This window comes from Algibacter sp. R77976, assembly GCF_044594645.1.
Taxonomy (GTDB): Bacteria; Bacteroidota; Bacteroidia; order Flavobacteriales; family Flavobacteriaceae; genus Algibacter_B.
Genome location: NZ_CP138989.1, coordinates 287,118 through 312,956, shown reverse-complemented (window position 1 = coordinate 312,956; position 25,839 = coordinate 287,118). Strand labels below are relative to the sequence as shown.

The following is a 25,839-nucleotide window of genomic DNA, read 5'->3' as shown; positions in this document are numbered from 1 at the left end:
ATTTATTTTTTATATCCTCCATTATGGACTTTGATTTCGATTAGTAGTTTGTAATGAAATTTGAGTATCAATGGAAACGCCTGTTTTTATGTATTCCCATGTATATTCAGCAAATGCCATCGAAAATTCCTGTGCAGATTTCAATGTCTTTGGACGTGAACTTCTATTAATACAAATTTGATAAGGTGCGTCTCTTGAGCTCAACAAACGATGTATAGTGTGACAACCTGAACTTCGGTTTTCATAGCTAGGTTGCTGATGTATGTCTATTTCATAACCATCATCTATGAAATGATAACTGAACTTAAAGTATGCCACGCCATCTTTTGTTCTGTAGGTATAAATTTGATATGTGTTTTTTTGAGCCATTCCTAAAAGTCTTTTTATAAAGTTCATAGTGTCATTTTTAATGTCTGTTGTATTGAAAAAGAGACTACCACTACAAGCAGTCTCTTGATTTCTGTGAAGTAGGCTACTATTATTTACCTATTCTTCTTTGAAACACATTAACTGTGAAGTGTTCCAGCGTCGATATACTCTCCGCCTTTCTTCGATATCTTTTCCATATCTAAAGGGTTTTAAAGGTTAAACAATTAATAACACACGAGCTAAAAGCTTCGTTAAGGATCAAACAACAGTATGTTTCTTCTGTTATAAATTGCATACTGTTTACTTTTATATTTTAATTATTGTATTCTGATTTCAATAAAGGCTTCAATGAAATTGATTAGGGGTTATTATCTATGGAATATATATACTGCTGAAAACGACACCATTCAATGTTTGGCGGCATATCAGTAGCCTTACTATTTGAAAAAAGTGTTATTACTTCTAGCTTTGTAAACTCTGGCTTATCAATTGGAATTAATAGGTCTTGTCGATTTCTAGGATTATAAAAAGCATCCTTGTTTCCCTTCCTATAAGTTGGGAGATATCGAAAGTGTTTTAAATAATCGGATAGATTTTTAAATGTGAATTTGTTTATTGTTTTCATAAAAATGACTTTAATAGTTATTTAAATCGTATTTTTATGAATGGAAACTCGCCTATAAAGGTTGGATTCCATCCATACACACGAATCACTTTTTGGGTGTTCGTTAAGGATCAATAGCAGTGCGAGCTTCCGCCAAGTTGAGCGCACTGTTTTTTTATTTTTTGAAATTTAGTTATCTACTTTGCGGAAAGAGCAAAAAAAACGCCAGCTTCATTCTTGTATGATGCTGACGTTTTTAATAATATTTATAGAAATAAAGTTAAAACGACAGCAAAGATTTTTCCGAACAAAAAATGTACGTCATTCAAAATAAATCCTAAATACAAATGCTGATATTTCCCTGAAAGAGAAACTAAATATACTTGGGTGCTACAGTCCCAAAAGTTTGGTATAGCGAAGAAAGTCGTTTTAAACTTTGAAGTGAATTTACATCTTTTTTTTGAGTAAAACAAAAAACTCGTTCAATTTGATTAAATTGGAGACCAAATACAATAGTAGATTAATGTCACAACAACCTATTTTTATTGAACTTGGATCATCGGCTACAAAAGTATTAAGGTCTGAAGACCGAAAACCTATAGCTTTTTTTCATCCATTTGATTTAATAGGTAGCAACGGAAATATAAATATCAAAATTTTTAAAAAAGCCATTTTTTTTAAACTAAAAAAATATTTTAAGGAGCATTCTAGTGGCAATAAAAAAATCATAGCTTTTGCCACAGGGATTTACAGAACCGCCAATAACAGTCCATTGGCTTATAAGATACTAGCCAGTATCAATGGTCTTGAAATCATTACATTAAACCCTAAGCAAGAAAGTATATATAGTATGCTGTCTTATTTTAAACATCAAAAGGAACTGAGTAAGGACATTATTTATATTGATATGGGAGGAGGTTCTACAGAAATTGCCCATTTTGAAAATAAAATATTAAAAGAGTGTATCAGTTTAAATATAGGTTTACTTTTTCTGACGGCTCGTCTATTTGAAGAAGAAGGAACTACTGATATCGCTTTACAAAAATTGAATACTTTTTTCGATAGCCATTTCAATTTACATCTAGCATTTTTTGACAAATTGAATACCACAATTAAACAAGGCAATTGCTCAATAGTCATTACTGGAATGATAGCAAAAAAAATGGCTAAAAAATACAGAACAGATAAACTGACAATACCCTTATTTGGAAATTACATAAATGAACTACAAAGTAAGGCTCTTGTTAAAAATGATATTCAAGATTTAAAAATTAGATATTTGGAGAGCTATCCTACAAGACGAAAAATTGACAACTATATTGGTAGTGGGTATCTCTTTTTCCTTTTACAAAGATTCCCCATAGATGCTTTTTATATAAACAATTCAGGTTTATCGGATTCATTTGATATTATTTATAGGGACTTTATAAAAAAAGCTTTACCATAAAATTATGATAAAGCTGTAAATCTTCCAGCGTGGATTTCGATTTTAGCGAGTGAACTTGAAATACTCTCCTTGCACCATTCAACAAAATCAAGAATATCTTCAAAATTATTCAGATATCTTTCTTCAAAATATATTACGAAGTATTGGTCAATACACGCACTATCCATTCCTGAAAATGCAACATCATCCATTGCACCTTTATAATTCTGTTTTAATGTTTGTTCTAAAAAGAAAAATGCAATTCTTGGGCTTTCTTCAAGTTCTATATCAAATTGTTTTAATTTCATAGGCTATAGTTAAAATATTTATTTGCATAGATTAAACCATAAACTTGAAAATTTTGCAAATATAATTACTCTTTTATCCAAAATTATTGTAGTAAGAATTAATTAGTGATAAACATCAAGGTGTTGATTATTATGGGTATTGAAGTTGTATTTAAAATAACTAAATTAATTAGTTATCCAAAACAATAAACTAACACCATTTTAAAAGCGTCAGCTTTTAATAACAAAAAAACAAAGAGATAGCTACAACCAGCTATCTCTTTGCATTTGTTTACGTTGTTGTTCTTGCCTAATTTGTTCAAGCCTTATATGGTCTGGAATACGTTCATTTGCGTTGTACTTTGGTAAAGAAATTTCTTTTGTAGGACGAAAATTTTGCGTTGGTATTTCTTTTGTTTTTTCGCTGTAGAACGTAGTTTTCTCAGAGTTTTTAAGTTGCAGTGCATAGTATACTCGTTTGGCTTTTTTGCGCTTATAGGGGTCTGTTAAATCGTTATTTAAATAATCAGTTACGATTATGAGTTTCTGTTCTAGTAGTTCCTGGATACCATTGGTAACACTTCGGTTAGACAAACCAGTTTTTTCAAACTGGGAATGAGATATCCAGTCACGCTCTTTAACTCTTCCCTGTTCGTCGCGCCAGCCCAAAATATTTCTAACAATTTTAAGATACACGCGCACCGCCGAGCCACTAAGAGAGCTAATATGGGTATCAAAAAAAGTGTTGGGTACTGGTGTTGTATTATTTAACTTCATGTTCCCCAAACTCAATAACGGGTAAATTCTCATTATGATTTGCAAAGATCATATAATCGGTATCTGGTTGATGATACAACTGTAAAAACCAACCTCCATTCTCGGTTACTTTTACAACTCCTACTTTATGATAAATATGTTTGTCGCTGTCTTCTTTATTAATAGTTTTTCGAGTAACGACGTTATAAAATTTAGTCATACTAAAATTTAATTGTTATGTACTACAACCTTAGCCCATAAGGACATACAAGTTTTCAATGAGAGTCGGTGTCGCATAAAGGGTATTTTACGACATTAATAATCTATTTTTTAAAGGGCTGTATGCCCTGAAGAGATTTTATGTCTTACCATCTATTCAACTTAATAGTAACTTAAATACAAAGTATGAACTTTATAAAACGAAACTCATTGAAACCATGTATTGATAGCTGAAAGTACTAATTTGAATTATATACTTAACCTAAACAAAAAACAACCCTCTGGGTTGTTTTAAGCTGCTTGTAGATTAGATGATGAAAATGTCGTTAAGTATCGTCTTGCTACATCTTCATATCGTTTTTTTGATAGTTGCATATATTGGAAGCTGGATTCTGGTTTTACGTGCCTTAATAAGGCGCTAACATCGCGAACACTGCCGCCTTGGTCTAAAATATAATTGGCTTTTCCGTGTCTAAAACTATGAGGTGTGATATTTTTATCGAGCATAGCCATCTCGGATAGTTCATTAATCCATCGTTGGACGCTTCTTGGAGTGAATACGTTTCCTGTTTTTGGGTTTATTAATAGATTCTGTGTTTCAGTATCCATACATAAACGCATACCAAGGTATCGATTCATTAAGTCATTTGTATCTGATCCCCAAATAACGAGGTTGTATCGCATACTTTTTCGAGTTCTTACTTTAGCTGTTCTTAAGCCATCAACTCCCTGCTCATTAATATCTGAAATTTTAATATCTAAAAGTTCACTTAAGCGCATTCCTGTGTCCCATAATAAATGTATAATAAGCTTCTTTTGCAAATCTTGAAGAGTATTAACTTCCAGTAGATCACTCATATCGCTTAAGTCTTCTGTAGTAACAATATCTTTGTCCGCACTGACATAGCGAATAGGAATAATCTCTTTTGGGTTAAATGCGGTTTTACCTCTTCCATGCCAAAACCAAAAGAAATTTTTTAATACTCTAGCAGAGTATGCAATGGTGTTTAAGCTATATTGGTTTTCCAAGCTTCGGTGGAATGCAATAATATCATCACCGTTTATTTCGTTTAAAGTTACTTTAGGTTTTACAAATGCTTCAAATTGTTGAAGTCTAATCTTATAAGTTGCATAAGCTGAACTGGTATGTGTTTGTTTCCATTCTAAATAAATCTGTATAGAATCTTTGATAGTCATAATCATAAAAGACCCGCCAAAAGGAAATCTAGCGGGTCGTTTATATACCCCAGACGTACTACGACAGCCAAATCATCTAAAATGAAAACGAGTCCCATACCAATGATGTAACTGAGGTTTAACCACTCAGGTAAATAAATAAACACGCGTTGTTTCCTTTAGTCTGTTTCATATACTAAATTGCTTTAGTACATAAAAAAGACGAGGCTTTCGCCCAACGAGGTTTCTTTGTATTTAAGTTACTTGTAATAGTATATTTCATAAAATAAAAATTGGCAAGAGTTCTATTCCCTTTCCAATTCCTAATACTTTCCTTTTTACAAATATGGTATAATAGAAGTAAGTTGAACGTAAAAAAGACCTTATTAAGAAGATTAAAAAGTACCACAGATAAAAAATAAAGCAAGTGTTCTTTCCACAGTTATCATGGCTGTAGTAAAAAATAAATAATTATTCCTTCTTACTCTATTCCCTCTTATGTATTGGCATCATTCAAATTTGTATGACGTCAGTTATTTTGCACGTTCCAATTTCAGAAGTCGCCAAAAACTTTTCGGTATTAAACAAGCCGATAGGATGTATCATTTTTATTGTTTTGGTAAATCTGGATCTGGCAAGACTTCCCTCCTTAAAACGCTCATGTTACAAGATGCAGAAGCTAATCGTGGATTTGCTTTTGTTGATGTACATGGAGACGCCTCTCGCGAGATTAATGAAAAGCTAAAAGGTCGTTTTAGAAATCGTAATATCATATATTTTGATGTTACTAACTCAGCATTAAATCTTGGATACAATCCATTACGTGCTGTTTCCCCTTCTAAACGCTCTTTAGTAGCTTCAAATATTTTAGAAATTTTTCAACGCAATTGGAAATCGGCTTGGGGTATGAAAATGGAACATATTCTCAGAATGATTTTGCTCACACTATTGGATCAGCCTAAAGCACAGCTTTCGGACATCCTAAAACTTTTACACCAGAAATCATATCGAGATGCCTGTTTAATCCATATTCAAAACCAAGACATTAAAACCTTTTGGATTAAAGAATTTCCGAAGTATAAACCAAATGATTTATTACCAATTATGAATAAGCTAGGTGGCTTCTTAAGTCACAATATTGTTCGTAAAATATTAATTGAAAACAAAAAGCAACTGTCTTTAAGGTCAATTATTGACACTAAACAAATACTTATTATCAATTTAGCTAAAGGACAAGTAGGGGCTGACGTTGCTAATATTCTTGGAGGCTTATTACTTACCTCTTTAGCCTCAGCTTCTTTTTCAAGAATTGATATTTTAGAAAAAGACCGAGTCCCATATTTTTTATACATCGATGAGTTTCAGACCATTTCAGGAACAGAACTTATTGCAGAGCTATTAGCTCAGGTTAGAAAATTTAAAATTGGACTTGTACTAGCAAATCAATTTTTATACCAACTAGATGCTAATGTTCGGGCAAGTGTACTTGGTAATGTTGGTACAATCGTTGCCTTTAGATTAGGAATTACAGATGCCAAACTTATGGCAAAAGAATTCTATCCTGTATTTAAAACAGAAGACTTTATTTCTCTTGCTAACTACTCAATATATCTACGCTTAATGATAGATGGTAGACCATCCGTTCCATTTAGCGCAGATACCATTCTATAACTTAATAATTTTAAAAAATGAAAACAAAATCTAAAAACAGTTCATTAAAAGTAGAAACCATTAACGAAGTAAAGATTCACTATGAACGTCCTATTTTAAACCCAAATAGAATTGTTAGATCATCTGAAGATTCAGAACGTTTATTACGCTCATTTATAGATGCAAAACGTATCGACTACAAAGAGTTCTTTTGGGTATTATTGCTTACTAATGCAAATCAAGTTATTGGTATTAGCGAAATTTCTGTTGGAAATACCACTGGTGTTTCTGTAAACATTAAAGAGATATATCAATTGGCTTTATTGGCTAATTCAACTGCTATTATCGTTGCTCATAATCATCCATCAGGAAAATTATCTCCTTCGGAATCTGATAAAAAATTAACTAAGAAACTCAATGATGCTTCCAAATTATTGGACATCACATTACTCGATCATCTTATTTTAACCTCTGAAGGTTTTGTATCCTTTTCTGATTGTAATTGGATGTAAGCCTACATCCAATCTATGATAAAAACCCCTATTACTTATTACGGTGGAAAGCAGAATTTATCTAAACTCATTGTTTCCCTAATTCCAGAACATACTGTATATACCGAAGCCTTTGCTGGTGGTGCAGCTGTATTCTTTCTTAAAGAAAAAGTTCAAAATGAAATTATTAATGATACCGACAATTTTGTAACGATATTTTACAAGGTACTTCATGAAGATTTCGAAGCGCTTAAATCTAAAATTTCAGTTACAGCCTATTCTAGAGTCGTCTATAATGTTGCATTGAATATGTATAAGCATCCTGTGTTTTTTACCGACTTACAGCGTGCCTGGGCGTTTTATGTGCTTACTAATATGGGCTTTTCTGGACGCATTGGTTCTTTTGGATGTTATACCAAGGGGAATAAAGCTATGGGTTGGGAAAATAAAAAGGAGCTATTAACACCAGAACTTAAGGAGCGATTAAAAGGTACTCAGATTGAATGTACTGATGCTATAAAAATTTTAGAGCTTCGAGATAGTCCTGACACCTTTCATTATATCGATCCGCCATATTTTAATTCTAATATGGGTCACTACGGAAACTACTCTAAAGATGACTTCATAGAACTACTCAAAGTCCTTTCTAAACTGAAAGGAAAATTTATCCTCAGTTCATATCCGTCAGACTTACTTAGGCTCTATACAAAAGAGTTTGGGTGGCATACCAAAACCGTTGACCAACTCGTCACCGCAAACCAAACAAAATCTAAAACAAATAAAACTAAAACGGAGGTGCTTACAGCGAACTTCCCTTTAAATCAATAATTAATCCTTAAAACAATTCAATATGAAAAAAGTAATTGATAAAACCGTTAACCTCAACTTGGTTGGTGTTAACGGAAACGCCTTTATGATTATGGGTGTATTTAGAAAACAAGCCAAAAAAGAAGGTTGGACATCCGAAGAAATAGAAGATGTTATGACTGAGGCTAAAAGTGGTGACTACAATCATCTCTTAGCCACTATCGAAAATCATTGTGAACCTTTAAATGAAGAAGAATGAAATTAAGAAATTATAAACGAATTCTATTCTTCCTTAATAGACTTGAGTCTTTTCTGGAATCAGAGAAAGAATTGAAGCCTTCTTCAGAATTATCGAACTATTATACTGATGGTGAATTACGAGAAATCATTCATTGGTTATATCGTGATGTGTGGAGCAAGAACGCTCTAGGATTTATGGAGCGTTCACAATTGCTTGAGTTAATCAATAGCAATTATGGCATCTTACTTTGGACTATTTATAGTTTAGAAAAATCTATGACAAACGCACCAAATATCACTCAAAGTGATATTGATACATTCTTTCAAAGAACTCAAAATGAACTTCATTATTTGGCTTCAAAACCAGTTGAAGAATGGGATGAGTATGATACTTCTAACTATCGAAGCCTCTTAGTGAAAACAGGCACAACTAAAAAAGTCTTTGCCATTTTCACAAGTGACGTACTTGCTGAAGATGTTTATGCCGTCACAACCAAACCTTCTTACTTCTTCGATACCAAAGAAGAAGCTGAAGATGAAATCAATAATATCCTTGTTGAAGGGAAATTTACCCGAGATGAACTCGTGGTACATAGCCTTTGGCTATTAACATAAAACTAAATATTAATTTAAAATTCAATACTATGAATGCAACTATCGTAGATGTTTTAATAGAAAACATCAAAACAGACCAAAGCCTTCTGGCTCAAACAGAACGGGAAATTGAAACTGCTAAAGAAAATAAGCGAAATGTAGTTGATCGTCTTAAAGATTATAGACGTGATGTTACTGTATTGCTTAAATATGCAGATGATGAACAACGCAAACGAATTGAAGAACTTGGGTTCGACTTTTCGGAGTCGGAGAGAGGTCTCAATCCTGTAGCAGCTCTAGTTCTTGATATCATTATGAAAGCTGAAGACAATCAGCTTACTAATGAGCAATTGTATGAAGCTTATGTAAGAACCTTTAAGAAGAAAGAAGATGCGTTTAATTATACAGAGTTCAACATTAAATGTCGTTCTCTGTTCAATACACAACGCTTGCTTCGTAAAAAAGGTGCAGACCCAAAATCTTCACGGGACGACATCATTTCTTTAAACGGACGTGTATTGTCAAAAGAAGATGATAAGTCGATTCCAAAACAAACAGACGTAAAGACGCTCAGTCAAACTGATAAAAAGCCAGCCCATGCAAAAGGATAATTATTTAGATCTTTTTGATAAAGAGCAAAAGGCTGTAGATCATTGTTTATGGCTCAATTTTAAGTACCGCATTGCTGGTATTAGTTTTGGAGTTATTAATGGTCCTGATAATAATTTTGCGGTTTGTGAAGAAGCAACAGCTCGAGAAATGGAAATGAATTTTTTGGATATTCTTCCAGAAAATCATTCTCAATTATCTTACACGCAACTAGATGTTATTAGACAAGATCAAGAACCACTTCCCTTTTGGGAATCCATTATCGGAATGATATCTATTATGGATGGCGAAATCTTACGTTTTATCTTGGAACAAAAGATTCCTATTGATAAAATAATTCGTCATGAATTGGCACTTCGAGGGTTTGATAAAAATCACCGGTGGTGCGGATTTGATAAGGCTAGAGAAGTCTGGCTTGATGACAATTAAATATTGCAAAACACTCATTAATTTGAGTGTTTTTTATAATTCTAATTGATATTCTTGAAAAATCTTTTCCCAAAAAGTCTCTACATTATCAAAAAATTGTGTCCCTTCTTCTACAGCATAGTTTCTCCCTTTTTCTCCTGCATATGAAAGCCAATTAAAACTTCCTTTGATGTAAAATTCATTATCCTTTATTAAAATTTTTCTATGTGTTCCACTTCTATCACTAAATTTTGACTTAAAATGAGTAGGTAAATGATAAATTTTTAGTTTTTTAGGGAAACGAACTTGTAAGTTTTTAATTTTTTCAAAAGTTTCTTCATGTGGCTTATTTCGGAAAGAAGAATCTATACCATAAGCAATAAATAATTTTGTGTTTTCCCTATTTAGAAAAACCTCCATTGCTTTTATATAATTACTAGTAGCGCGTCTTATCCATGGGCTCTCAATATACACCTTGGATGTCGCAGTTAATAATGCGTCTGATATTAATTCTTTATGTTCAAAAGTTGAAATATCTTTATAATTACCTGTTAATCTGTCCTTTTTAAGGTTTAACTCCTTGCTCTTTTCAATAATATCTTTGAATTCATTAAGAATTTCTCCTTCGTCAGAAAAATCAAATAGAAATGGATTTTTTGAAAATTGTTCATTAAGAGAATTAGTAGTCTTTTTTAGCAAGTTTAAAGATTTATTATAAGCTTTTATTTGAATTTTCTTTCCTTCTTCTTCTTTAGGATAGTATATAAGAGCATATATTTTTTCATAAACAACAAATGGCTTCTTGACTATACTTCTTTTGTAATTAGAAAGTTCAATGATTTCTTTTTCTTCTTTGTTAACTTTGCTAAATATTGAATTTATATTGAACCAATTTTCTTGAATGAATTCATGATTAACATTAACTAAATTTGTAAGCTTGTTTTGGCAGAAGGTCTTACTAACCTTTTCTGTTGTTAGCTCTTTTGTTAATCCATCAACATAAAAAACAAACTCTTCATTGCTTGTTTCAGGTATAAATTTTTGATTTTCTAAGAATAGCTGACCTTTTGTTGTTAATCTATAATCGTTTTCATCATCTAAGTCAATTAAACCTTCTTTAATCAAAAGATAAAGTTCATCGATAATAAAATCATCATCTTCAATACCAAGGAAACTACAAAGAATTGATTTTTGATTTAAACCGGTATTAATGGTGTCTAACAAGAAAATATGCAAATCTTTTAAGACATCACTTGGTTTACTTGATACAAGTATATCTATCGTGGTTTGTATTTTTGGGTAGGCTAATTCAATAATGTCATTTAAGAGATAATCTTCTCCTAAATCTTTTTTATACTTATCAAAAAGCTTCCTTTCGTTTGATAATGAATTCTTTTTTCTAGTCTTAATTGTAGGGTTCTGTCTTTTACCTTTATTTCTATTAAACCTTCTGTTTTTATGATGCATAAAAAATTTCTTTTGGGTCGTTATAAATCAATCCTTCTTTTTCAAGATGGTTTGCAAACTCTTGCAATAACAATGGTTTATTATTGTTGTTTTCAATCCATCTTCTACTAGGTTTTACATTTTTTAAGAAGTTTGCATCTCCAACGACAATTAACAACCTAGTTGATCTAGTAAAAGCAACATTAATTCTATTTGGCATCTCTAAAAAGCCTAGTCCAGAATTATCATTATCTCTAGTAGACCTAACTAAATCATAAATAATTATATCTTTTTCTGCGCCTTGAAAACTATCAACAGTAGCAACTACCAAGTTTTGCTTTAGATTCAGATTATGAAGTTTAATATTTTCTATTTGATTTGATATAAATTCTGCTTGCTTTCCATATCCTGTAATTACACCTACGCTATAACCTTCATCATTTATTAAATCACTATAACTATCTATTGATTTTAATATTTCTAATATAACATCTGCATTACATTTATTGTAAGAAGATTTACTAGTTGGGTCTTTATCATGAAATCTATTTGGGTATTTGCTAGTGTCACACATAAAGACCGTAGAGTTTGCTTTTAGCTTCAACTTATGGGTTTTACCGCTCAAAGAACTTGACCGAAGTTTATTTTTATACACTAGTTTGGAAATAATATCTCCTATTTGTTCAGGCATTCTAAATTGTAAATCTAACATTTCCTTAAACTCTTCAGGAGCACCATCAAACATTATTTCAAAAAGACTTGGTTTATCATAATAAATTTTATCGAATTCAATTTTTTCATCTTCGAAATTTAGTTTTTTTGCTACTTCTTTTTTTACATTTTCAGTAGCTGTTACCAAGGGAGGAAGTTGTAAATGGTCTCCCACTAAAATTACTTGCTGAGCCATATTAACTGGCACAAGAGTTTCGGATGGTGTTGCTTTGGCGGCTTCATCCATTATCACGTAATCAAATTCAAAATTAAAATCCCGATATAATCCTGCTGCAATATGGTTAGCGGTTGCGCCAACAATATTAATATTAGAAATGAAGCGTGATTTTAAGGCGTCTCTATTTTCAATATTCGATAAAATAGATTTCCATTTTCCATGAAGTTGTTTTAGCTTATTGAAGTTACTAGAAAATTCACCTAAAAATTCAGAAATCTTGTCGTTGAATTCTGCTCTTGAGTCTAGATGTTTTTTTAGTTCTTGAAACTCTTTAGAGAAAGGGCTATCTAATAAATTTTTTAATTCCCGTTTGGCAACTGACCAAGATTGTTTTTTGTTGAATTCCTTTAATATTTTATTTAATACAGGACTGGTGTTTGTGTTTTGTTTATCGTATTCTCTTTTAAGTATTGAAAAATACTTATCAGATTTTCTCTTAGTTTTATTTGCCCAAAAAGTTAACTTTTTATCAAAAGAATGTTGAACAATAGTCTCGTCATCAATGTTTTTTCCTAATCTAATAAAACTTACTCCATCTATCTTATTCATTTTTGCTAAAACATTATCTACCGCCAAATTAGTTTGAGAGGTAATTAAAATTTTAGATTGTCTATCACGCTTTAAAATTTGAAGTATTATCTCAGCAATAACAGTAGTTTTTCCTGTCCCTGGAGGACCTTGAATTATTGTTAGAGGTTTCCTATATAGTGATTTTAAAACAGCATCTTTTTGAGCTTCTTGAAAATTTACGGGGTTGTTATTTTTATCCCTTGAAATAACATCTAAGTCAACGTCTATATAGCCAGAATCTTCAGCTAACTTTTCTAGTTTTTCAGGCTGAAATAAATAATCTCTCAAGTTATTGTTGATTATTTTTCCAGACATATAATTTTTTATCGCATAAATTTGCCTTCTGTACTGAATTTCCATCATTGAAGTATCCTCATAAAGAGTTCCTTTAAGTGGAATTTCATCTTTTCGATGTTCAGCGAATTCTCTTATCGATAAAATATTAGTTTTTTCATTAAAATCTACTGAAAATCCAATTTGTTCTTTATCATCTGTTTTTGGATTTGGCTTAACATATAAATTAATGGTATCTCCTTTTCTAAATAATTGTCTTGAACGATGAATTAAACTTTTTACAGTTTCTATATTACTTATGTCTACTTTAAGTTTAAACTCAGCTTCGTTATTTGAAACAACACTAAAGCTTGAGTAATCAATAGAAAATGCTTCAGATTTTAAATAATTTATTTCCGCTTCAAGTAAGGTTAAATACTCTCTTAGAATTTGTCTTGGTGCTTTAGGTAGACTACTTTTAGTAGTGGCCATTTTATCAAGATGCAATCTCTCAATAAAACCCTTTACATCATAATGATCGATTTTTACACGAGAAGTTTTATCAATAACATTGAATTCTATTTCATCTACAGGTTTAGTGTTATTTAAAATCCAATGAAGCGCTTTAGATTCATTTATTTCTAAATCTTCTTTTTTCTTGACTTCTCCAACTGTTAAACTTTTATTGTCTCTAGAAATAAAACTGGAAAAAACTATGAAATTTTCAGAAGCTAATTTTGCGTTTATAGAATTATGTTCTGAATGAAGTCTTTCATCTACTGCAATATATAATCCGTTATCATTAATCTCTCCAATAAAAGAAGCAATGTTAGGATTAGATTCGTTAATAAACCTTAGTAAAAAAGGCTTTTCGGGTTCTTCAATTATACTATCTATTAACTGCAACAAGTCGTCCATTAAACTTGAATACCTCATATATCTTTTATCAGGATTGATGGCATAAGACTTATTAATAATTTCAGTTAAAAGCTTTAAACTTTTATCGGATAGTAAGTCTTTATAATATTCTTTAATAAGCTCAAAACGTTCATTATTATTTTCAATTTCATAAAATAATTCATGTCCCAAAAGAGCATACATCATTGATAATGATAACGCATAAATGTCAGTTCTAATTTTTAGTCGATTTTCCTGCTTGTTGATGTATTCAGGAGCAGAAAATTTCATGCTGTACTCACTTACACCAGTCTGTTTGGATATTGTATGTTCTAAAATGGAAATACCAAAATCAATTATTACTGGTAATCCATTAGCATCTATTAATATGTTTTTTGGATGAAGGTCTTTGTGCTGTATATTCTTTTGACTAGCTCTATCTAAACCTTCACATAAAAAATACCATATCTGAACTATCTTTTTTAGGTTTGTTGTAGAAGCGTCATTGTTTTGAGAAACAAATTCTTCAAGAGTTTTAGCTTCTTCTATTTTTTCAAGAATCATATAGTAAACACCTGAATCTTGGTCTCGACCCGAATCTATAACTTTATTGATATATTTTGATTCTATTTTTTTTAAATTTCTAGCGGTTGCGGTAAACTGTCTTTCTGCCGAACTTCCAGACTCTAAATTCTTGGGGACTTTAGCTAAATGAGTTTTCCCATCTGGAGCTTGAACATCGAAAATTAATCCATTTGGAGATTCTATTATCTCACTTACTCGACTATATATACCAACACTATTTAAATTCATTAAAAAGGATTTAAAATTGTTTTTTTAATTTTTTATACAACTCAACCATCGCAAACGTATCAAGCTCACAATATGCCAGAAGGTTTTTTCTAACTTCTTCTTTGTTCTCGTCAAAGTCATTATCGATGACCATTCTACCCCATAAATCTAAAGCCATAGTTCCGTTTTGAACGTCTAAAGCGTCATAACTTAATTCTGGCAATAGAACTGGTAACACCTTTTTAATTGAGGTTGATCCATGGAACTTATAATCAACGTAATGGGTTTTAAAGATGTCTTCAAGGTCGAACATATTGTTGTTCATATACGATAAATATTCTTCGTACTGAGGAAGAATTTCAATCATGTCTTTATTTCGGCTCATTTCAAAACTAGCGTGCCAAGAGACAAAGGTCCCTGTCTTCCCTGTTGAAGCTTGCATAAACTGGTTAAGTTTATTCGGTAGTTCAAGTTCGTGTGCTAGGTACTCAAAATGCTCAATGGAACCATCGTGTTGCATTGAATGGATAGAAACTTGAAATGGAATATGCTGATGTGGTTTAACACCATCAATTCTTGGAATAGCGCTGGCGTAGGTTTCATAGTCAATAAAATGTAGTGGAAACTCTAATGATGAAAGCTTATTTTTAATTTCCTTTTGACTTATAATCGGTTGATTTTGCCTGACAGATTCAACCTGTAATTGTTGTTTGTCATTAAGCGCATAATCACTAGGAATGTCCGAAATAGCTAAAATATCTTGATCGGTAAGTTCTATTACTTTTTTAGCTGAAATTCTTCCAATTTCATAAATACTATAATCTGGAATATTAGGGTTAAAATACTTGAAACTGTCACAATGATTTGATCGTGTGTCTTCTCGACAAGTACAGGTATTTAAGCTAATTGATTCTTTATTGATGTAAGCTACTGCGCTATTAATTTGATTTACAACGCTAGAGTAGAGGTTATTAATTTGTTCTGTAACATCTTCTATCTTTAAGAGCTGATGTGGATTTATATCCCCTTGTCTAACATAGTCTTTGTTTAGGTGGATTATAGACACTTGAGATACATTATACCCATTTTCGATCATGGCATGTTTTTGAAAACAAGCATCTTTAAGATGATTATGTTTTTTGTCCTTTTTAACACTAGTTGATGACTTTACTTCATAGATATGCCAAGTGTCATCCTGCTTTTTCTCTAGGATATCGATACGAGCAAAAACGCCTTTTTGGGTTTCAAAAGTGGCTTGAAAAAATTGTGTCTTTCCTTTTGCAATCTCTTGTTTTGTTAATTGTGCTGAGCCAAAATCTGGAAGCTTTAAAGCACTTGGAAAAAGTTGTTGTGCGTACTCTTCGACCTCATAACCTTCTTTAATCAATTTCTCTAGAAACAAAGAAAACTCACCTTTAGGATAGTCTTCAGTTTTGTTTTTCAAAAGCCACAATGATTTTGGGCAATTGAGATATTGAATAAAGTCTGTTTTTGTTAGTTGAGTCATATTTTATAAATCCATTCCTGCACCATGTACCTTTAGCCAAGATTTACGTTGGTGATAATCTGGCATTACCTTATCTAACTCAAACCAAAAAGCTTCTGAGTGATTCGGGTGTATTAAGTGCGTTAGCTCGTGAGCAATGATGTAATCAATAATTGATATTGGAGTCATTATAGATTTCCAATGAAAATTTATGTTTCTTTTTTCTGTACAAGATCCCCATCGATTTTGTAGCTCCATAATACGTATTTCATTAGGCTCTACATTGAGTCTTTTCTTCCAATATTCAACACGTTCTTGAATCTTATTTTTTCCTTTAGATTTATAAAAATTCACGAAGTGCTCTTTAGCTTTAGATAGGTCTTTTTTTCTTAGAAGAAAATGACCATTTTTTAGCTTTAGAGGTGTGTCTTGATTGTCTACTATTTCTAGTTTATAAGTTCTACCTAAATAATAAAACCCTTCACCACTTACAAATTCTCTATAAACCCTGCTTGTGTTTGCATCTTCCCACTCGGCTAAATGGCTGTATATTTTATACCGTTTCTTTTCAAGAATATCTTCAATTTCTGGGTGTGATAACTGTTTAGGTACTAACACAGAAATGCTTCCATCACGTTCAATATAGATGCTGGAAGTTTTTCGGTTGCTCTTTTTTAAAGCATATTCTATGTCTTTGTATCTATGAGTTGTCATTGAGTAAATTGTGATGTCTTTTCTTTGCTAACGCTAGGATTTCGGAAACTATTTTATCTGTTTTATCAATTACTGGGTCTAAATCTAATTCTCCTGCAATAGCAAAAATGATATCTGCTATTTTTCCTCTTAATTTTTCAACTTCATCTTGCTTCTTCCAAAACCTTGCAATTGAAATTTCTTTTTTAATAAGAGGTAGTACTTGGGTAATTATAGGTTTTAATTGATGCATTGTTTCATTTGAAGCGTCTTTCCCGTAGGCTATATCAATAATCAGGTCGTAAAAAGGTGCTTCCTCAACGGTTATTCCCTCGATAGAGCCTTCTTTACGTCCTTCTTCTAAGTCTGACCTTAATTCAATTAAACCTTCTAAAATAGCATCCCAGTCTTCCCAATGAGATTGGATAATAGAGTCTAACTTCTCACTCATAGTTTTGTAAAACACAGGGTCATCTGCAAGATTAACTTTAATATGTTTACGAGTGGCGTGTTCCATCTCACTTGCTTTCGCTTTAGCAGTTTTGTTTTTATCTAATTCTTCAATGAAATTTGAAGAGAACAATTCTGTAGGTGGAATTTTAGGATTAATTCCCAAACTGATTAAATGTTCATTAACCAATCTTTTGATTTTATTCCCTGCACCAGCTATATCAAGCGTATCATCCTTATATCGCTCTTTTATTTTGATTAATAGGTAGCCTAATCGTTTTGCAGGAATCTTGTATGGTGTTGCTGCATCGTTTGGTAGTATCACGTCCATACTTTCCTGAAATGCTTTAAGGAACGTGGTGAAATTGGCACGCAATTTAATATCATGCATCAAATCAACTGACGCATCTAAAACATTGTATTCTTCAAGCTTATCCTTAATTTTTTGATTAATGAATTCTTCAAAATATTTAACCTTATTATCTTTAAAGAGTTGAAGTAAACGTTGGTATCTGCTTTCAAGAATTGGAACTTCTGTTTCAATATCTTTCATTCCCTGCATTACTTCATCAAAAGCATCTCCTCCATAAATAGATAAGGCATCTTTTAAGTTATTGGCTAGACCAATATAGTCCACAATATAACCTCGGTTTTTATCAGGATAGATTCGGTTTACTCGAGCAATAGCCTGTAGTAAATTGTGTTCTTTTAGTTTTTTATCCAAATACATTATTTGCTCAATAGGAGCATCAAATCCTGTGAGTAACATATCGCAGACGACGATAAAAGCTATTCCCGTATTTGGCTCTTCGTAGTTGATTTTCTTTTTAAAGTTTTCAACTGCATTCAGAGATTTAGATTCTTTTCTTGCTTGTGTAATTTCTGCTAATTCATTGGTATCATCGCTTGATACAATTACCGCTGATTTTAAGAATTTCAATTTCTTTAGAAGTTCAGGCTTATAGCTGTCATCAAGCTCCTTCTCTTTTATTTTTTCGCTTAAAGCTAAATCAATGTATTTTTTATAGCGGACTGCTGCTAATTTTGAGGAACAGACTATCTGAGCCTTAAAGTCATTAGGTAAAATATTAGTCACGTAATGATCTACCATATCCGTAGCAATTAGCTTAATGCGTTCCTCAGCTTCTAATATGTCGCCATAGGTTCCATATTTCTTCTTAATTGCCAGTAATTCTTCTTCAGTACGCTCTTTAAATAGGTCTTCGAATTTCTTATCAAAGACCGCTTTTTCATTTAACGCAGTATCTGCCGTTTTCCCTTCATAAAGGATTTGTACTGTTGCGCCATCATCAACCGCATCTTGTAACTTGTACTTATCGATATACTCTCCAAAACGATCTACCGTTTTTGTTTTATGCCTATCTGTAATTAGAGGTGTACCAGTAAACGCAATTTTTGTTGAATTAGGAAATGCTGCAAACATATTATCTCCTAAGTCTGAGTTTACCGTTCTGTGACTTTCATCTTGAAGTATTAGAATTCTGTCTGAAGTATTCACTACACCAAAATCTTTATATTCTGGAATAGGCTCAGCAACCTTTTTAAGAAGATAATCGGGTGTTTGAGAATTGTCTCTTTCTTGAAACTTCTGAAGCATTACCATAGTAATATTAGAATTTTCAGTAGAAAGTTTAGGTTTTAATTCCCCAATCTTAGAAACATAATCAACTTTTTCGCCTGTGTAGCGTGCTGTATTTCCAAGCTGATCTTCTAAGTCTGTACGGTCATTAACAATAATGATTTTATAATCACTTAATGCAGGAACGGTTCTGATTTTTCTAATCAAAAACACCATTGTTAATGATTTACCAGAACCTTGTGTATGCCAAATAACACCTGAACGTTCTGTTGGTGTTTCGCCTTTTAGTAAGCGTTCTTTAATTTTCTGAACAGCTCTAAATTGCTGGTAGCGACTTACTATTTTTATTTCTTTACCTTCACTCACTTCCATAAAAAGCGTGAAGTTTTGAATCAAGTCTAAAAAATTATCCTTGGATAACATCCCTTGAATTAAATGCTCTTGTCGTCTTTCTTTACCTAATGGAGCATTAAAAGTTTTTAAAGATTCAGGATAAATATCTTTCCAGTTTAAAAAGTATTGATCTGTTGAGGTAATAGTTCCGTAGGTGGCGTCATCGCCATAGGTTGCAATACAAAGCTGATTGAAATGAAAGAGACGCTCTTCCCCTTCTTTTAATCCTGCTTCGTGGGTTTCTATACGTTGGTTGCTGTATCTTCTAAGCTGTTTATAAGCTTCAGTTAAAGGATTTGCGGTGTATTCGTTTTGATCCTTACATTCAACTACAACTAAAGGAAGTCCATTAATAAACAGAACAAGGTCAGGAATAATAAAACCTTTGGGAGTACCAGGCGTATCGATTCTAAATTGATTGATAGCAATAAAACTATTGTTTTCTGGATTTTTAAAATCAATAAATTGGACTGTTGGATATTCTTCTCCTGTCAATTCATTCTTATCAACGCTTGTTCCATTAATTAAGAGTTCGAAAATCTCTTTGTTAACTTCTAATAGATTTTTTGCTGGATGCTCTGTTATTTCAGCATAAACATCCTTTAATTGTTGGTCTGTTAACCATTGTTTGCCATTAGATGTATTTATTGCCTTTATGCTTTGTAAAAATATCTCCTTTAAAGTGACTTCCCTAAATGATGTACGGAAGCTTTTTGTTGGATCTTTGGGAATCCCTTGACCTAAGTCTATGCTTGTCCAGCCCAATTGTTCTAATTGAGCTAAAAAAGGTTTTTCTACAAAGTGATATTCAGACATATACTGTAATTATTATACTATACTTTTTTCCTCTATTTTTTTGCAATGTGCAAATTTTGCACATTGGTTAGATAAATCGGAATTTCCGATTTTCCTTTTTACGCATCACTTATTGACAATTTTATTGACAATTTATTGACAAAAGCACTTTATTTCGCAGTTAATTGTCAATAAAGTATTTTGTTCCTCTTTTTTCGCCTTCCTTTTTTATTTCACCAGCTTCTACCAATTGGTTTAATTGATAGCGTAAGGTTCTTTGAGGAATCTCTTTACCTATGCGCTGATGAATCTCACCAAAAGCACTTTTATCAAATCTTGATAAATCTTCTATAATCAAAGCATCTAGTCTATGCGTTGGTATAACCTTTAAATTGGTTTTTCCTTTAAACTCGTGCTTCTTTAAAACGGATGGGTCTATAAAATAGGTGGTTCCTTTTGTCTTTCCTTTACTTTTAACCAGTTTAAATTCTATTAATCTGCCTAACCATAATCGTGTGGCATCCTTTTCAGGAAGCCCAAGAATGGTAGAAAACTCAATAGCGGTTAATGAGGTGGATTGTGCAATAAGTCCTAAACTTATAATTTCTTTAGAACGCAGTTGAAACTCTGCATTTACCTTTTCTATAAACTGAATAACGTGCTTGTTTACTATACGCTTTCGGATGGTTACTTTTACACGATCATCGTTCTCTTCGAGTTCTGGAATAGGTTTACCGCTGGATAATAAGGCTTCATAAATTTTGTCATAACCAGAGCCTTCTTTTTCCATTAGTTTTAAATCGTAAAATACTTTGGCTAGATGTGGATTGCGTTGGATACTTTTATGTAGAATATTGTTAGGCGTTACACCAAGCGGTAACATACCAGGATTATGTATTTCCAAACGGTCTGGAAATAGATTAATAAATACATCACCTCGTGTGGTATATGGTCTGTGTACTAAAGCGTTTGCTATAAGCTCTCTAATTACCGCTTCATCGTAATTAGAAATATTTTTCCTGAAAATACCGTCTGCTATCTCAATACCTTCTTTCCAGTCTGCTACATCATTCATAATGCTAGCAATTAATTCTTTAGGGTTGCTAGAATAATCATCCCAAAGTAATTTATTTACCTTTTGCTCGTGCTCATCGTATTTAATAAACTGAATAGAAGGTGCATATAGTAATTTGGCTCGATGTTCTCTCATTCCAACCCACAATACACCTAGGTTAGTGAGGTATTGCCCTGAGACCATAAAATAATGCTCTAGCAATTCTTGTGGTGTTTTTTCTTTTACAAAACTGCTAATACGTTCTGAATTTTGAACATCCAAATAGAATTGTTCAAGCTTTTGCGGATCGTAATCATTTCTTGAAATTTTTAAAAAGGTATGCGTTTCCCAAACAAAAGCACCTTTGTCTGCTAATAGTCTTGGTAGCTCATCTGGTGGTACAGGTTTACAATCGTCATCTACACGCATATAGTACCTGCCATTAGAGGTAGAGGCTATGGACGACGCATTGCGTTGTATTAATAGCTCTAAAACTTCTGCGCCATTTTCTGTGGTGATGACTTGAGGAATGACACTAACGTTAATGGTTCTGTTTTGCATTTGCTTTTGCAATTTTGCAGCCAGACCATTTGGTATTTTTTGACCTACAGGTGGCGTGTCTTCTCCGTCCTCAATACCAAAAATAAGTTTACCGCCAGTTGCATTTGCAAAACACACGCAGTCTTTAGCGAGCTCTCCCCAATCTGGATTGGTTTTAGTAAGCGCACGTAAGGACTTAATATCAAATTTTTCATTTTCTATCATAGTGTGTTGCTTTTAGTTAAACTTTTACTTCTACCTTACCCGTTAGTAAATCTTGCATTAAGCCTTTCTTAATGTTCTCATATTTTTTCAAGGATTGTTTTTCTTTTTTGATTGAACCTATTAAGGAATCTATTTTCTCGATAATTAGTTTTTGCTCTGTTTTATTTGGTAATGGAAACAAGAATTTTTCAAACTCTCTTTGGTATAAGTGAATAATTGTTGATCCTCCCAAGGTTTTATATAGGTACTTATCGAACTGAGAGGAACTTAGCATATGAAATAAAAAACGGTTTATATAACTACTGTTCTTACAACGCATTAGGAAGATACCACTATTCAAAACTGCTTTATCAGGGCAATTACTTACAAAAGCAAGTTTTCCGATGGTTCCATCTTTAGTAATTAAAAAGTCATCATTTTTTAACTGGATATATTGAGCTTCTGCAAATCTTTCTTCAGAAACGTGGTAGCAATTTCCCCACTTAATTTCACCATCTATGAAATCAGTACCTGTGACCAAAAAAGGACCTTCTTCAATAAACTCATCAGCTCTTAATCCTTGCCACCCTATTCGTCCTTTCAAATATGTGGAATTTTTTATAGATTCGATATCCCAGTCTTTTGGAATTAAACCAATTTCAGAATCTTTATACAAAGCCGGTGCATCATCAAAACTAGGTCTTAACTGTCCTGTTTTTACATCAATACCACGAGTAAATAAATCGTGCATCATTCCTTTTTTGATGGCTTGGTATTTGGTGATGGTATTTTCTGTTTTTTCTATAACTGCATCAATAGTGCTGAGGATTTTTGCTATTTTTTTTTGGTGCCTTACTTCAGGGAACCTTTTTTTCGCTCGTATGATGTCAAAAGTTGAAAGATGTTTTACTGTTGTTGCAGCGGTAACATCGTGCACTTTTTTTAGAAATGGCTGTAAGAAATAATAGAAATAATCAATGTCAATTTTAGCATCTTTTTTCTGATGCAACTTTAGAATTCGTTGATTTAATAAAGCATCAATATTATTCCATTTAGCTACGTGAAAATCGCCGTCCATACCTACTAGAATATCCCCTTTCTTTATTAAGAAAGTATCAGAATAACTTCCAGAGAAATAAGTGCTAATCGACGATTCTAAAATGTCACGAATTCTTATTAATGGTTTTCCTTCTTTATTAGTATTGAATCTTTTTGAATCAAAAGGATAACCAGAGAGTATATTTACTTCGTTACCTATATGTAGTTCTTTCCAATTATTCATATCCCAACTCCATTAAAAATTCGTTTAATTGTTCGGCATCTTTATCTCTACTATTTAAAATAGACTTGATGGTGACATCATATTTAATAAAGAGGTTTTGCACTTTGGTCATATAATCGTTTATAAAGGTTTTTACATAACCCTTGTATTGTAATTGTAAGGTGTTGAGCCAACGTTCTAGTATTAATGCTTTGGCTTCTTCTTCAGATATTTGCATTCGTGCTGCATCAATCAGTTCATCTTTTTTGGCTTCGGCTGCTTTTATATTGCCTTTTAGGTCTCGCAACTCTTTAGCAAGTGCGCTGTGGTTTTCTAACTGGTTATTAATATTAACTTTTAACTGCTCTGCTTTTTTTAATTGTGTGCTTTCTAAGCTATCTATTTTCTGCGTGATGGTTGCAATTTCATTTTTATCGGCATTATCACTTTTCTCTAATATTTTAAGAGCAGACTTTAATTCTTTTAGTTCCTTTTTAAAGGTTCTAATATTGGTGTTTTGTGTTTTTAGTTTAGTCTTTAAACTCTTTACCGTTTCTTTAGATAAGATACCTGTGTCATCTTCATCCTCATAATCTTCATCGTCTGCTGCACTAAATAAACCTTCTAATTCCGCAATACGCGTTTTGTCGTCTTCTATTTGCTCTAATACTTCAGGAAACTGGCTTTGTAAGATGTCTTTTTCAGGAATCAATTCTGGTCCCCAACCGCTGGCGGCTACACTTTTAAAATCAAAGCGCAACTCGTCCCAAAATTGTGCAAAAGCACCACGTAATTCGTGCTCGTCTAAAGCGTTAAAGTGATTTAGATCTTCTATAATGGCAGGCATTACTTTTTTACGCAGTAATGCTGGGTTTTTAGTTTTAGGTAGGTTTTCAAAGTCCTTATGGTATTTGTGCCACCAATCGGTTATATGCGTCTCGTATTCGGCATATTTTTGTTGGACTTCGCCACTAGATTCTATGATGTCTTTGATACTGTCTTTACTGGTTACCACTTTCGCGAAAGCGTAAAAATCAGTTTTATTTGTTTCAAATAAACTGTTGTTGAGTCCAAAAAGTGCCTCTGATTGCTCGTTGAGTGCTTCAACTTCCTCACGAGGAATACCACCATTAAGGTGTGCTTTGACGTTTTGAGGTTCAGGTTCTGGCGAGTTATCTACATACCTACGAATGTTGAGGTTGTAGTCTTCATCTTGTATTTCAGATACAGGCACTAGTCGGCTGTATTTTGGTATTTCAGCTTTAGCATTGTAGGTATTGGTTATTTTTTCAATATCCTCTGGACGTAGCTTGTTTTGATTTTTCCCTTCTTTATATTCTGCATCAGCATTGATAAAAAGGATTTCATTACGAGCCTTAGCATCTTTTTTATTAAATACCATAATACAGGCAGGAATTCCTGTACCGTAAAACAAACCAGATGGTAACCCAATAATGGCTTCTAAAATTCCACGACTAATAAATTTGGCTCTACATTCTTTCTCGTCTCCAGAACGGAAGAGTACACCGTGAGGCATTACTACCGCCATTTTACCATTGTTCTTCAACACGCTTGCCATATGCTGAACGAACATAAAGTCGGCTTTTTTACCGCCTTCAGGCATAAAGGTGTGGAAGCGTTCAGGGTGCTTCATTTCCTTTTTAGAGTAATTTTGAGAAAACGGAGGATTTGCAATTACTCTGTCGAAGGTCATTAGCTTTCCGTCCTCAATATGCTCTGGACTTTTAATCGTGTCTTCATTACGGATATCTGCATTACGGATATCGTGCAGGATCATATTCATCTTACAAATCGCCCACGTCGTACCGCTGTCTTCTTGACCAAAAATTGAGATGTCTCTTGGGTCGCCACCATTTTCTGCAATAAAGTCTTTGGCTTGAATGAGCATACCACCAGAACCAACCGCAGGATCATAAATGCTCATTCCTTGTTTTGGTGCAAGAATTCTGGTCATTAAATTAACCACCTCAAAAGGCGTGTAGAATTCCCCGCCCTTTTTACCAGCACTATCGGCAAAGTATTTGATAAGGAACTCATAAGCGGCACCTAGTAAATCTGGAAATTCAAAATCTTCATCCTTTAGAGGGATGTCGTTAAATTTTTCGATGAATGAAACCCATTTGGCATCATCGATAGTTTTCTTCCCAACCTTGCGGTTGTAATTGATATTTTTAAGGACGTCTTCAAAAACTTCTGGCTTTGCATCTTCAATGGCGTGAAGTGCTTTATTTAAGCCAGAACCTACATTCTTTTTGAGGTGTAAAATACCCTTGAAATCTCGGTTATCTTCATCAGCAACTTTTGCAATTTCCTCTTTCTCCTCATCGGTAAGCGTCCATCGTGCGATAGGAGGAACGTAGAAGTCATATTTTGAAGGGTTGGATAGCTGACGCTTGATAAGGTCAGCACGCATATTATTTTTTTCGTATTCGGCTTTAAGCTTTTTACGTTCTTCTAAAAATTTATCGTTGGCACGTTTTAAAAAGAGCATCCCAAAGATGAACTCTTTATATTCTGAAGCGTCCATTTTGCCACGCAATTCATCGCAGGCTTTGAGTAGGAGGGACTCTAATTTAGGTAATGTTAGTTTTTGTTTTTTCTCGAAGGTCATTTGTTTTTTATCCTTAACGTATGGGTCTAATTGTAACTTTTTCTTATACAATCCCCAAGTGTTTTAATGCATAAAAATCAACGACATTAGTATCTGGTTTTTGAAAGAAAAGTTAAACCCCTAAAGATATAAATTTTGAGGTGACGAACAAGTATTAAAGTTGCAGAA

The 25,839-nt window shown here is 32.8% G+C and carries 22 protein-coding genes; 8 read left to right on the top strand and 14 right to left on the bottom strand.

Annotation, left to right across the window (positions count from 1 at the left end; all coding sequences use genetic code 11):
• Nucleotides 1-21 precede the first annotated feature (21 nt).
• Together SJY43_RS01425 and SJY43_RS01420 are read right to left on the bottom strand one after the other, a co-directional pair.
• Complete coding sequence (locus SJY43_RS01425; protein ID WP_396602070.1) at nucleotides 22-396, bottom strand: hypothetical protein; 375 nt, start codon at nucleotides 394-396, stop codon at nucleotides 22-24.
• Between the two features lie 331 nt (nucleotides 397-727).
• On the bottom strand, nucleotides 728-994 hold the full coding sequence (locus SJY43_RS01420; RefSeq protein ID WP_396602069.1) for a hypothetical protein: 267 nt from the start codon (nucleotides 992-994) through the stop codon (nucleotides 728-730).
• Nucleotides 995-1,496: 502 nt separating this feature from the next.
• Here SJY43_RS01420 and SJY43_RS01415 point away from each other — a divergent pair.
• Nucleotides 1,497-2,420 (top strand): hypothetical protein, encoded by a 924-nt coding sequence (locus tag SJY43_RS01415; RefSeq protein WP_396602068.1) that lies wholly within the window; start codon nucleotides 1,497-1,499, stop codon nucleotides 2,418-2,420.
• Nucleotides 2,421-2,422: 2 nt separating this feature from the next.
• On the opposite strand, the gene SJY43_RS01410 is transcribed toward SJY43_RS01415, so the two are convergent.
• From SJY43_RS01410 to SJY43_RS01395, 4 genes are all read right to left on the bottom strand, one after another.
• A complete protein-coding gene (locus tag SJY43_RS01410; RefSeq protein WP_396602067.1) occupies nucleotides 2,423-2,707 on the bottom strand; it encodes a hypothetical protein in 285 nt (94 codons plus the stop codon).
• Nucleotides 2,708-2,950: 243 nt separating this feature from the next.
• The gene (locus SJY43_RS01405; protein WP_396602066.1) at nucleotides 2,951-3,463 is read right to left on the bottom strand and encodes a hypothetical protein; all 513 of its coding nucleotides are present in this window, start codon (nucleotides 3,461-3,463) and stop codon (nucleotides 2,951-2,953) included.
• A complete protein-coding gene (locus SJY43_RS01400) occupies nucleotides 3,450-3,662 on the bottom strand; it encodes a hypothetical protein (RefSeq protein ID WP_396602065.1) in 213 nt (70 codons plus the stop codon). The genes SJY43_RS01405 and SJY43_RS01400 overlap by 14 nt, the downstream gene beginning before the upstream one ends.
• Nucleotides 3,663-3,952: 290 nt before the next feature.
• On the bottom strand, nucleotides 3,953-4,864 hold the full coding sequence (locus tag SJY43_RS01395) for a tyrosine-type recombinase/integrase (protein WP_396602064.1): 912 nt from the start codon (nucleotides 4,862-4,864) through the stop codon (nucleotides 3,953-3,955).
• Nucleotides 4,865-5,335: 471 nt separating this feature from the next.
• On the opposite strand from SJY43_RS01395, the gene SJY43_RS01390 reads away from it, so the two are divergent.
• Genes SJY43_RS01390 through SJY43_RS01360 form a run of 7 tightly spaced genes read left to right on the top strand, consistent with a single transcriptional unit; the run spans nucleotide 5,336 to nucleotide 9,657 of the window.
• Nucleotides 5,336-6,508 (top strand): type IV secretory system conjugative DNA transfer family protein, encoded by a 1,173-nt coding sequence (locus tag SJY43_RS01390; protein WP_396602063.1) that lies wholly within the window; start codon nucleotides 5,336-5,338, stop codon nucleotides 6,506-6,508.
• Nucleotides 6,509-6,525: 17 nt separating this feature from the next.
• The gene (locus tag SJY43_RS01385; protein ID WP_396602062.1) at nucleotides 6,526-6,999 is read left to right on the top strand and encodes a JAB domain-containing protein; all 474 of its coding nucleotides are present in this window, start codon (nucleotides 6,526-6,528) and stop codon (nucleotides 6,997-6,999) included.
• A 15-nt stretch (nucleotides 7,000-7,014) separates the two neighbouring features.
• On the top strand, nucleotides 7,015-7,806 hold the full coding sequence (locus SJY43_RS01380; protein WP_396602061.1) for a DNA adenine methylase: 792 nt from the start codon (nucleotides 7,015-7,017) through the stop codon (nucleotides 7,804-7,806).
• Between the two features lie 22 nt (nucleotides 7,807-7,828).
• Nucleotides 7,829-8,044 carry a hypothetical protein gene (locus SJY43_RS01375; protein ID WP_396602060.1) on the top strand — a complete coding sequence of 72 codons (216 nt, stop codon included), beginning with the start codon at nucleotides 7,829-7,831 and terminating at the stop codon, nucleotides 8,042-8,044.
• Nucleotides 8,041-8,640 carry a hypothetical protein gene (locus tag SJY43_RS01370; protein ID WP_396602059.1) on the top strand — a complete coding sequence of 200 codons (600 nt, stop codon included), beginning with the start codon at nucleotides 8,041-8,043 and terminating at the stop codon, nucleotides 8,638-8,640. Before SJY43_RS01375 ends, SJY43_RS01370 begins: the two co-directional genes overlap by 4 nt.
• 29 nt (nucleotides 8,641-8,669) lie before the next feature.
• Nucleotides 8,670-9,230, top strand: coding sequence for a hypothetical protein (locus SJY43_RS01365; RefSeq protein ID WP_396602058.1), 561 nt, complete (start codon nucleotides 8,670-8,672; stop codon nucleotides 9,228-9,230).
• The gene (locus SJY43_RS01360; protein ID WP_396602057.1) at nucleotides 9,217-9,657 is read left to right on the top strand and encodes a hypothetical protein; all 441 of its coding nucleotides are present in this window, start codon (nucleotides 9,217-9,219) and stop codon (nucleotides 9,655-9,657) included. Before SJY43_RS01365 ends, SJY43_RS01360 begins: the two co-directional genes overlap by 14 nt.
• A gap of 33 nt (nucleotides 9,658-9,690) precedes the next feature.
• Here SJY43_RS01360 and SJY43_RS01355 read toward each other — a convergent pair whose 3' ends face one another.
• From SJY43_RS01355 to SJY43_RS01320, 8 genes are all read right to left on the bottom strand, one after another.
• Nucleotides 9,691-11,103 (bottom strand): hypothetical protein, encoded by a 1,413-nt coding sequence (locus tag SJY43_RS01355; RefSeq protein ID WP_396602056.1) that lies wholly within the window; start codon nucleotides 11,101-11,103, stop codon nucleotides 9,691-9,693.
• Nucleotides 11,093-14,584 carry an AAA domain-containing protein gene (locus SJY43_RS01350; protein WP_396602055.1) on the bottom strand — a complete coding sequence of 1,164 codons (3,492 nt, stop codon included), beginning with the start codon at nucleotides 14,582-14,584 and terminating at the stop codon, nucleotides 11,093-11,095. Before SJY43_RS01350 ends, SJY43_RS01355 begins: the two co-directional genes overlap by 11 nt.
• Nucleotides 14,585-14,594: 10 nt before the next feature.
• Nucleotides 14,595-16,070, bottom strand: coding sequence for a DUF2779 domain-containing protein (locus SJY43_RS01345; protein WP_396602054.1), 1,476 nt, complete (start codon nucleotides 16,068-16,070; stop codon nucleotides 14,595-14,597).
• Between the two features lie 3 nt (nucleotides 16,071-16,073).
• Nucleotides 16,074-16,763: a M48 family metallopeptidase gene (locus tag SJY43_RS01340; protein WP_396602053.1), complete on the bottom strand. Its 690-nt coding sequence runs from the start codon at nucleotides 16,761-16,763 to the stop codon at nucleotides 16,074-16,076.
• Entirely contained in the window at nucleotides 16,750-20,001 is a 3,252-nt protein-coding gene (locus tag SJY43_RS01335) for a type I restriction endonuclease subunit R (RefSeq protein WP_396602052.1), read from the bottom strand. Before SJY43_RS01335 ends, SJY43_RS01340 begins: the two co-directional genes overlap by 14 nt.
• Nucleotides 20,002-20,161: 160 nt before the next feature.
• Nucleotides 20,162-21,799, bottom strand: coding sequence for an ATP-binding protein (locus SJY43_RS01330; protein ID WP_396602051.1), 1,638 nt, complete (start codon nucleotides 21,797-21,799; stop codon nucleotides 20,162-20,164).
• Nucleotides 21,800-21,815: 16 nt separating this feature from the next.
• Nucleotides 21,816-23,060 carry a restriction endonuclease subunit S gene (locus SJY43_RS01325; RefSeq protein WP_396602050.1) on the bottom strand — a complete coding sequence of 415 codons (1,245 nt, stop codon included), beginning with the start codon at nucleotides 23,058-23,060 and terminating at the stop codon, nucleotides 21,816-21,818.
• On the bottom strand, nucleotides 23,053-25,722 hold the full coding sequence (locus tag SJY43_RS01320; protein ID WP_396602049.1) for a type I restriction-modification system subunit M: 2,670 nt from the start codon (nucleotides 25,720-25,722) through the stop codon (nucleotides 23,053-23,055). Before SJY43_RS01320 ends, SJY43_RS01325 begins: the two co-directional genes overlap by 8 nt.
• Between the last annotated feature and the right edge of the window lie 117 nt (nucleotides 25,723-25,839).

Coding starts and splice junctions, on each gene's coding strand:
- SJY43_RS01395 (WP_396602064.1), bottom strand. CDS start 4,864: ATGATTATGACTATCAAAGATTCTATACAGATTTATTTAGAATGGAAA.
- SJY43_RS01350 (WP_396602055.1), bottom strand. CDS start 14,584: ATGAATTTAAATAGTGTTGGTATATATAGTCGAGTAAGTGAGATAATA.
- SJY43_RS01330 (WP_396602051.1), bottom strand. CDS start 21,799: ATGATAGAAAATGAAAAATTTGATATTAAGTCCTTACGTGCGCTTACT.
- SJY43_RS01370 (WP_396602059.1), top strand. CDS start 8,041: ATGAAATTAAGAAATTATAAACGAATTCTATTCTTCCTTAATAGACTT.
- SJY43_RS01405 (WP_396602066.1), bottom strand. CDS start 3,463: ATGAAGTTAAATAATACAACACCAGTACCCAACACTTTTTTTGATACC.
- SJY43_RS01365 (WP_396602058.1), top strand. CDS start 8,670: ATGAATGCAACTATCGTAGATGTTTTAATAGAAAACATCAAAACAGAC.
- SJY43_RS01335 (WP_396602052.1), bottom strand. CDS start 20,001: ATGTCTGAATATCACTTTGTAGAAAAACCTTTTTTAGCTCAATTAGAA.
- SJY43_RS01400 (WP_396602065.1), bottom strand. CDS start 3,662: ATGACTAAATTTTATAACGTCGTTACTCGAAAAACTATTAATAAAGAA.
- SJY43_RS01340 (WP_396602053.1), bottom strand. CDS start 16,763: ATGACAACTCATAGATACAAAGACATAGAATATGCTTTAAAAAAGAGC.
- SJY43_RS01325 (WP_396602050.1), bottom strand. CDS start 23,060: ATGAATAATTGGAAAGAACTACATATAGGTAACGAAGTAAATATACTC.
- SJY43_RS01380 (WP_396602061.1), top strand. CDS start 7,015: ATGATAAAAACCCCTATTACTTATTACGGTGGAAAGCAGAATTTATCT.
- SJY43_RS01415 (WP_396602068.1), top strand. CDS start 1,497: ATGTCACAACAACCTATTTTTATTGAACTTGGATCATCGGCTACAAAA.
- SJY43_RS01420 (WP_396602069.1), bottom strand. CDS start 994: ATGAAAACAATAAACAAATTCACATTTAAAAATCTATCCGATTATTTA.
- SJY43_RS01390 (WP_396602063.1), top strand. CDS start 5,336: ATGTATTGGCATCATTCAAATTTGTATGACGTCAGTTATTTTGCACGT.
- SJY43_RS01355 (WP_396602056.1), bottom strand. CDS start 11,103: ATGCATCATAAAAACAGAAGGTTTAATAGAAATAAAGGTAAAAGACAG.
- SJY43_RS01345 (WP_396602054.1), bottom strand. CDS start 16,070: ATGACTCAACTAACAAAAACAGACTTTATTCAATATCTCAATTGCCCA.
- SJY43_RS01385 (WP_396602062.1), top strand. CDS start 6,526: ATGAAAACAAAATCTAAAAACAGTTCATTAAAAGTAGAAACCATTAAC.
- SJY43_RS01410 (WP_396602067.1), bottom strand. CDS start 2,707: ATGAAATTAAAACAATTTGATATAGAACTTGAAGAAAGCCCAAGAATT.
- SJY43_RS01375 (WP_396602060.1), top strand. CDS start 7,829: ATGAAAAAAGTAATTGATAAAACCGTTAACCTCAACTTGGTTGGTGTT.
- SJY43_RS01360 (WP_396602057.1), top strand. CDS start 9,217: ATGCAAAAGGATAATTATTTAGATCTTTTTGATAAAGAGCAAAAGGCT.
- SJY43_RS01425 (WP_396602070.1), bottom strand. CDS start 396: ATGAACTTTATAAAAAGACTTTTAGGAATGGCTCAAAAAAACACATAT.